This is a genomic window from Nocardia amamiensis NBRC 102102 (assembly GCF_001612745.1).
GTDB lineage: Bacteria > Actinomycetota > Actinomycetes > Mycobacteriales > Mycobacteriaceae > Nocardia > Nocardia amamiensis.
In genome coordinates, this window is record NZ_BDBA01000228.1 from 1 (window position 1) to 8,078 (window position 8,078).

The window sequence follows — 8,078 nt, forward strand, 5'->3', positions numbered from 1 at the left end:
GCGACGCGAGCGCGAGCGCGTTCGCGGTGCTCGGCACCGCGGGCAAGGCGGTGGAGTCGGTGATCTCGGCGGTGCGCGCCGCGGCGGCAGGCGCCCCGGACAGCCCGCTGAACACCCCCACCTCACGGACTCGGCGCTTCGCGGTGGTGCGCACCGAACTGGAGGACTATCGCGCCATCCGCGGGCGCTTCGACTGCTCGATCAACGACACGATCCTCGCGGTGGTCACCGGCGCGCTGCGCAACTGGCTGCTGTCGCGCGGTGAGGCGCTGGTCGAGTCCACGACGTTGCGTGCGGTGGTGCCGATGTCGGTGTACCTGGAGGGGAGTGAAGGAAACCAGGCGCAGGCGGCGAGCGAGGTGTCGTCGTTCCTGATCGATCTGCCGGTCGGCGAGCCGAATCCGGTGATGCGACTGTCGCACATCGCGCACGCCACCGAGCCCAACGGCCGCCAGCGGCACGCCGTCCGCGCGCGCACCCTGGTGCACCTGGCCGGGTTCGCTCCGGCCAGCCTGCATGCGATGAGCGTGCGCGCGGCGAGTACGTTCGCAGAACACACGTTCAACTTGGTGATCACCAACGCGCCGGGTCCGCAGGCGCCGATGTACATCGGCGGCGCGCGGATGCTGGAGATGTACCCGGTATCGCCACTGCTGCGCAATCAAGCATTGAGCATCGGGATCACGTCCTATGACGGGCATGTCTTCTACGGTCTCAACGCCGACCGCGACGCGATGGCCGATATCGGCGTGCTGACCGCGGCGGTGCGCGATTCCATGGAGGAGATGCTCGGTGCCTGCATCTGAACAGAAGAAGCTGCGGGTCTATATCCCGGCGACGGTGCCGATGCTGCGCACGCTGGTCGCCGACCGGGTGCTGGCCGCTGTCGGCGGGACCGCGTTCGCGGTGACGCCCGCGCTGCGCGAGGCATATGCCTCCGGCGATGACGAAGAACTCGGCGAGGTGGCCATGGCCGAGGCCGCCCGCGCCTCGCTGCGGCTGCTCGCCGCCGAACGCGAGGCGATCGGCGAATCGGCGGACCTCCCCGAACCGGAGCACCCGGACGACGCCGCACCGGTCATCGGCGGCGGCCCGGTCTACCGGCGCGCGGTGGTCGCCGCGGACGTGACCGGCGCGAAGCTGCGGCCCGATCTGGACGACGCGGTGGTCCGGCTGGCTGGCCCGATCAGCTACCAGCAGATCGCCTCGGTGCACGTCGACCTGGCCGACGCCGAACCGCAGGTCGCCAAGGCCGTCGACGTGGTCGACGCGGCCGATCTCGGCGACACCGACGCCGAGTTCGTCCTCGGTGACGCCGAAGACCACCAGCTGGCCTGGTATGCCGCGCAGGAGCTGCCGTTCCTGCTCGAACTGCTCTGAACGCTGTACCGGACCACGGCACGCTCGGCCTGCGTTCGCGGGCTCGCCCACCCGCAGTAACCTACGATGCCGTAACCTTGCTGCCGAGGCCGCGTTCGCTCGAGGAGACGGCGGCCCGCGCAACCGACAACAGGGAGACCGACGGCAGCGATGGGTTCGAAAATTGGGAGCTTCTCGGTGCGAGGTGTGCGCGCGTGGCTGGAGGCGCCCGCGGCGAGTGTCGCCGAGCGCGGCGGGAAGCTGAACATGCTGCGCGGCGCCGTCGCGCGGGTGACCACCCCGCTGCTGCCGGATGACTACCTGCACCTGGCCAACCCGCTGTGGTCGGCGCGCGAGCTGCGCGGACGCATCGTGGAGGTCCGCAAGGAGACCGCCGACTCCGCCACGCTGGTGATCCAGCCGGGCTGGGGCTTCGACTTCACCTACCAACCCGGCCAGTACATCGGCATCGGCATCCTGGTCGACGGACGCTGGCATTGGCGCTCGTACTCGCTGACCTGCCCGCCGGACTGGTCCGCGCCGGAACACGGCGGCAAACGGCTGATCTCGATCGCGGTGAAAGCGATGCCGGAGGGATTCCTGTCCAGCCACCTGGTCAGCGGGGTTCCGGTCGGCACCATCGTCCGGCTCGCCGCCCCGAAGGGCGGATTCGTACTGCCGTACCCGCCGCCGGAGAAGGTGCTGTTCCTCACCGCGGGCAGCGGTATCACCCCGGTGATGTCCATGCTGCGCGCGATGGACCGCCGCGAGGTCTTCACCGACGTGGCGCACCTGCACTCCGCGCGCACCGACGACGACGTGATGTTCGGCGATGAGCTGCGCGACCTGCACGATCGCAATCCGGGTTTCCGCACCCACCTGCATCTCACCGCGGAACGCGGCAAGTTCGCACTCGCCGATCTGGACACCGAGTTCCCCGACTGGCGCGAGCGGCACACCTGGGCGTGCGGGCCGGCCGGGATGCTCGACGAGATCGAGAAGCACTGGCGCGACGCGGGCCGGTCGGACCGGCTGCACGTGGAGCGGTTCGAGATCGAGCGCTCCGCGGTCGGCGCGGGCGGCACGGTCACCTTCGGCAAGACCGGACGCACCGCGGAGGTGGACGGCGCGACCAGCCTGCTGGAGGCGGGCGAGTCGGTCGGTGTGCAGATGCCGTTCGGCTGCCGGATGGGCATCTGTCAGACCTGCGTCGTCACAGTCGGTTCCGGCCATGTGCGCGATCTGCGCAACGGCGACGAGCGCCGCGCGGGCGACAAAGTGCAGACCTGCGTCTCGGCCGCCGCCGGCGATTGCACCCTGGACGTTTAGCCCGGCAGGTACGCTCGATTCGGATCGAGTAGGGAAAGGACCCCGGTGGCCATCACCGATATCAAGACGTTCGCTCACCTCACGGCGACCGACATCGAGACACTGGGGCAGGAACTGGATTCCATCCGGCGCTCGGTGGAGTCGTCCCGCGGTGAGCGCGATGCCAAATACATCCGGCGCACGATCGCGGCGCAGCGCGGTCTGGAGGTCGCGGCCCGCGCCGTGCTGTTCGGCAGCCGCAACCGCTGGGCCTGGCTGACCGGAACCGCGCTGCTGTCGGTCGCCAAGATCATCGAGAACATGGAGCTCGGGCACAACGTCGGCCACGGGCAATGGGACTGGATGAACGACCCGGAGATCCACTCCACCTCCTGGGAGTGGGACATGACGGGTCCCTCCTCCCAGTGGCGCCGAGCGCACAACTACTCCCACCACACCTACACCAACGTCCTGGGCAAGGACGAGGACCTCGGCTTCGGCATCCTGCGGATGACCCGCGACGAGCCGTGGCGTCCGATCCACCTGGTGCAGCCACTGGCGAACCTCCTGCTGGCCGCCACCTTCGAGTGGGGCATCGCACTGCACGACTGGGGCATCGAGAAGCAACTGTCCGACACGCCGCGCTGGCACCTGATGTCGCAGCCGAACCGGGACTTCGGCCGCAAGATCTGCCGTCAGGTGGCCAAGGACTTCCTGATCTACCCCGTGCTCACCGGGCCTGCGTTCAAGCAGACGCTGAAGGCCAACGCGACGGCGAACCTGGTGCGCAATCTGTGGGCGTACGCGGTGATCTTCTGCGGCCACTTCCCCGACGGTGCGGAGAAGTTCACCATCGAGCAGCTGGAGAACGAGACCAGCGGCGAGTGGTATCTGCGCCAGATGCTCGGCAGCGCCAATTTCAAAGCCGGTCCCGCCATGGCGTTCATGAGCGGCAACCTCTGCTACCAGATCGAGCACCACCTGTTCCCGGATCTACCGAGCAACCGCTACCCCGAGATCGCGGCGCGGGTGCGTGAGCTGTGCGACAAGTACGACCTGCCCTACACCACCGGCTCTCTGGGCAAGCAGTATCTGCTCGCCTTCCGCACCATCCACAAGCTGGCGTTGCCGGACCGATTCCTCAAGGCGACCGCCGACAACGCCCCGGAGACCTCCTCGGAACGCAAGTTCGCGGGCATCACGCTGCCCTCGCTGGGTGGCGTGACGCTGCCGGGCGCGGAGTCCACGCACTGGCTGCGCGTCGATCCGGAGACCGGCAAGCGCCGTGGTCTGCGTTCGGCGCTGCACGAGGCGAAAGTGGTGCTCCAGGAGAAGGCGCGGCAAGAGAAAGAGGTGCTGCGCGAGGCCAAGGCTGCGCTGAAAGAGAAGGCCGAGCACGAGCGGCAGCTCTTGCGCGAGGCCAAGCTCGCACTCCAGGAAAGAGCCCGCCAGGAACAGGCGGCGCTGCGCGAAAAAGCCAAGCGGGACAAGCCTTTTCGACTTCGACGAAGGGCGCGCTAACTTAGCATTCCAGCTCGCGGATCGCAATAGGGGATTTGCCACACCATTGTCGCCGACTCGGTAACTTACGGTCTCGTAACTTACGGTAAGGTAACCCGCATGGCGATCTCCGATGTCAAGGAATACGCGCACCTTACCGAGGCCGACGTGGAAGCACTCGGCGCGGAGTTCGACGCGATCCGGCAGGAAATCGAGGCGTCGCGCGGTGGGCGCGACGCGAAGTACATCCGCAATGTCATCCGGCTGCAACGAGTACTCGAGATCGGCGGCCGGGCGGTGCTCTTCGCCAGCCCCGTCCGCGGCGCCTGGCTGGCCGGTGTCGCCCTGCTCAGCACCGCCAAGATCATCGAGAACATGGAGATCGGGCACAACGTCATGCACGGGCAGTGGGACTGGATGAACGATCCGGAGATCCACTCCAGCTCGTGGGAATGGGACAACACGGGCGCGGCCAAGCATTGGAAGCACACCCACAACTACCTGCACCACAAGTACACCAACGTGCTCGGCATGGACGACGACATCGGCTACGGCCTGCTGCGGGTGACTCGCGACCAGCGCTGGAAGCCGTTCAACCTGGGCAATCCGATCTACAACCTGGTGCTGCAGCTGTTCTTCGAGTACGGCGTTGCCATCCAGCACCTGGAGTTGGGCAAGCTGGCGGCGGGGCGGTACAAGCCGGGCACTCCCGAGCGCGCCGAGTTCGAGCACAAGCGCAAAGAGGCGCTCACCAAGATGGGCAAGCAGATCCTCAAGGACTACGTGGTGTTCCCCGCGCTCACCGGTCCCGCGTTCTTCTCCACGCTGACCGCGAACCTGGCCGCCAACGCGGTCCGCAATGTGTGGTCCAACGCGGTGATCTTCTGCGGGCACTTCCCCGACGGTGCGGAGAAGTTCACCAGGGCCGATATCGACGGCGAGACGCGGGGCCAGTGGTACCTGCGCCAGATGCTGGGCAGCGCCAATATCTCCGGCGGCCCGGTCATGCACTTCATGACCGGCAATCTGAGCCACCAGATCGAGCACCACCTGTTCCCCGACCTGCCGAGCAACCGGTACGCCGACATCGCTGTGCGGGTGCGCGAGCTGGCCGACAAGTACGACCTGCCCTACACCACCGGCTCGCTGCCGGTGCAGTACTTCAAGGCGTGGCGGACCATTCTCAAGCTGTCGCTGCCGAACAAATATCTGCGCGCCACCGCAGACGACGCCCCGGAAACCGCCTCGGAGCGCAAGTTCCGCGGCCGCACCACCGTCATGGTCGACCCGGTGACCGGCAAGCGCCGCGGTCTGCGCACCGCGCTTGCCCAAGGCCGCCGGCGGTTCACCCGTCGCGGCTCCTTCGGGTGACTTGCGCTGCAGTCGGCCCGCAGCGGGGGTGCCGGGTACCGCGGCACGACTCGGAGGCGACTTCGGTAGCCGCGGTGCGTGCAGGCGGTCGCGAGTTTGATTGACTCGGGCAGTGCATGCTGAGGTGCTGAGCGTCTACGAGGCCATCCGGCGCCGCCGTGACGTGCGCGCGGAGTTCACCGGCGAGATCGTGGACGAGCCCACGCTGTGGCGGCTGCTCGACGCCGCACACCGGGCGCCGAGCGTCGGCAACTCGCAGCCGTGGGACTTCGTGATCGTCCGCGAGCAGGCGACCTTGCGCAAGTTCGCCGACCACGTGGCGCAGCGGCGCGTCGAGTTCCGGGACGCGCTGCCACCGGAGCGTGCGGCGACATTCGAGCCGATCAAGATCGAAGGGATTCTGCAGAGCGGCACCGGCATCGTGGTCTGCTACGACCACGGCCGGGGCGGACCGCAGGTGCTCGGGCGGGCGACCGTGCCCGAAACCGGCGTCTACTCGGCGGTTCTCGCGATACAGAACCTGTGGCTGGCCGCCACGGCCGAGGGCGTCGGCGTCGGCTGGGTGTCGTTCTACGACCCCGATTTCCTCGCCGACCTGATCGGCCTCCCCGAGGGCATCCGCCCGGTCGCCTGGCTCTGCGTCGGTCCGGTCGACGAATTCCAGGACATTCCCGATCTGGAGCGCTTCGGCTGGCGCGCCGGACGGCCGCTGACGGACGCGGTGCATCGCGAAACCTACCGCGGCTGAGGCCGCCGCCGGTTAGTTCATGGTTCAATCGCACGCCGACTGGGTACGAAAAGGACGAAACTGCTTCTGACGCAGTCTTCTTCGTTCGCGGTGTTTTCCAGGAGGTTTGTGCAATGGCCAATGTCGATGCGGTTCGCCTATCGAACGAGCTGGGCATCGACCTGGCACAGGCGATGTTGCGCCTGCGCCGGGAGGGCATTCCCGGCGAGACCAAGCACCAGACCTGCCTGCGGATCATCGCCGACGAAGGACGCCATCGGCGGCCGGGCATTCCGAGCAGGCCCTGAACCCACGCTCCGCTGATCGTCGCGGCTACCCACGCGATGGCCGGGCACGGTATCCGCGGCGAGGGAGGTTCACCGTCGGCCCCCTTCGCCGACGGTGAACCCCGGCGCAGCGACGATCCCCTCCACCGCCGCTACCGGTCTGCCACGCACCGTTGCGTGACAGAGCCGGACGCCCATCCCGGGCGAACGCCCCTGCTCGTCCCGGAACCCGGCGCACGGCCACCCCTCCGGGCCCAGCGCAAAAGTACCGTACCAACTTTCGACAGATTTTCCAAGTACTTTCTATTTGTTTGCCTGAAGCCTGCTAGCGGCTTACCATGGACCCACTATGCATAGCCCTTCGGAGCTGTCGCGGCAGAAGAGATTCGGGCGAATCATCAAGGAACGCCGGGACGAGCTCGGCCTCACCCAGCTACAGATCGGCGACCTCGGGGGACCTTCGGCGCCGACCATCCGGAAGATCGAAGACGGCGAGGCGACGATCAGCGTGCACACGCTGAACAAGCTCGACGCGCCGCTGCGATGGCTGCCGGGCAGCGCCGCGCGCACCTACGCGGGCGGAACCCCCGCCGCCGACGAACCGGCAGGCACCTCCCAGGGCGAAGGCAACTCGGTGGTGGCCGGACCCGATGCGATCCGATTCGACATCGCCGATCTCACCGGGCTGCTCGCCGCGTGCGGCGGGCTCAACGACGCCGTCGAACACGGCCGCACCGCAGACCCACAGGTGCTGGCGGCGATCGCCGAACTCAATCGGGTGATCTCCAAGTTGTCCGCGCGCTACGCGACCGCGATGCTCGAGCGTAACGGCGGCCCGGGCAGACAGCTGCATCCGCTGGTGGAGATGGCCTTCGCGCACTTGCTCGCGGTGCCGGCGGAGGCCAGCGACGCCACCGAACTACAGGAACGCCGGTACCGCCGCTGGCTGGCCGGACGATCGGAGGATCTCGATGCAGCGACCGAAGCCCAATTCCGCGCACGCTGGCTGGCCGCGAACATGGCGACGACCGCGGTTCGAAACGGCGGCGACTGAGGGGACCAACATGACCGATGACGGGCCGGACGGCGCCGCCCCAACACTGAGCCACAAGATCAATCGGCTGTTCGCCGTGGTGCACCCGCGATCGGCCCCGGAGCGCAGCACCGCGTCCGTCGCGGCGCAAGTCAGCGAATTCCTCGGGCGCGACGTGCATGCCGGCTACCTGACGCGCCTGCGCGGCGGCGAATTCGACCACGAGAATCGCGGACGCACGCTCGATGTCGAGATCCTGGTCGCGGTGGCACGCACCTTCGGTGTGTCCGCCGACTACCTCCTCACCAGCGGCCCCGCCGCCGCGGCGATCGATCGAGAGCTCGAACTGCTCGCGACCATGCGGGACGCGAACGTCGCCAGCATCGCCCTGCGCGGTTCCAACGTCGACCGATCAACGCTGGCCAAGATCATCCAGAGCACGTCGGGCGCCACGCCGCCGAATCGGTAAAATGTTTGCCTACATGGGCCCATG

9 protein-coding genes are annotated in these 8,078 nt (G+C 67.8%); all 9 read left to right on the forward strand.

Annotated elements, in window-relative coordinates; genetic code table 11:
• Nucleotides 1-806 (forward strand): WS/DGAT domain-containing protein (locus NA4_RS32160; protein WP_157129424.1); only part of this gene is annotated, 806 nt, incomplete at its 5' end.
• Between the two features lie 10 nt (nucleotides 807-816).
• A complete protein-coding gene (locus tag NA4_RS32165; protein ID WP_067478806.1) occupies nucleotides 817-1,380 on the forward strand; it encodes a DUF6912 family protein in 564 nt (187 codons plus the stop codon).
• A gap of 150 nt (nucleotides 1,381-1,530) precedes the next feature.
• Nucleotides 1,531-2,688, forward strand: coding sequence for a ferredoxin reductase (locus NA4_RS32170; protein ID WP_067478791.1), 1,158 nt, complete (start codon nucleotides 1,531-1,533; stop codon nucleotides 2,686-2,688).
• Between the two features lie 45 nt (nucleotides 2,689-2,733).
• Entirely contained in the window at nucleotides 2,734-4,188 is a 1,455-nt protein-coding gene (locus tag NA4_RS32175; protein ID WP_067478794.1) for a fatty acid desaturase, read from the forward strand.
• Between the two features lie 99 nt (nucleotides 4,189-4,287).
• A complete protein-coding gene (locus tag NA4_RS32180; protein WP_067478797.1) occupies nucleotides 4,288-5,538 on the forward strand; it encodes a fatty acid desaturase family protein in 1,251 nt (416 codons plus the stop codon).
• A gap of 127 nt (nucleotides 5,539-5,665) precedes the next feature.
• Nucleotides 5,666-6,286 (forward strand): 5,6-dimethylbenzimidazole synthase, encoded by a 621-nt coding sequence (gene bluB, locus NA4_RS32185; RefSeq protein ID WP_067478808.1) that lies wholly within the window; start codon nucleotides 5,666-5,668, stop codon nucleotides 6,284-6,286.
• Nucleotides 6,287-6,399: 113 nt separating this feature from the next.
• Nucleotides 6,400-6,573 (forward strand): hypothetical protein, encoded by a 174-nt coding sequence (locus tag NA4_RS40905; RefSeq protein WP_157129426.1) that lies wholly within the window; start codon nucleotides 6,400-6,402, stop codon nucleotides 6,571-6,573.
• 328 nt (nucleotides 6,574-6,901) lie between these two features.
• On the forward strand, nucleotides 6,902-7,606 hold the full coding sequence (locus NA4_RS32190; protein ID WP_067478800.1) for a helix-turn-helix domain-containing protein: 705 nt from the start codon (nucleotides 6,902-6,904) through the stop codon (nucleotides 7,604-7,606).
• Between the two features lie 10 nt (nucleotides 7,607-7,616).
• Complete coding sequence (locus tag NA4_RS32195) at nucleotides 7,617-8,054, forward strand: hypothetical protein (RefSeq protein WP_067478803.1); 438 nt, start codon at nucleotides 7,617-7,619, stop codon at nucleotides 8,052-8,054.
• The last annotated feature ends 24 nt before the right edge of the window (nucleotides 8,055-8,078 follow it).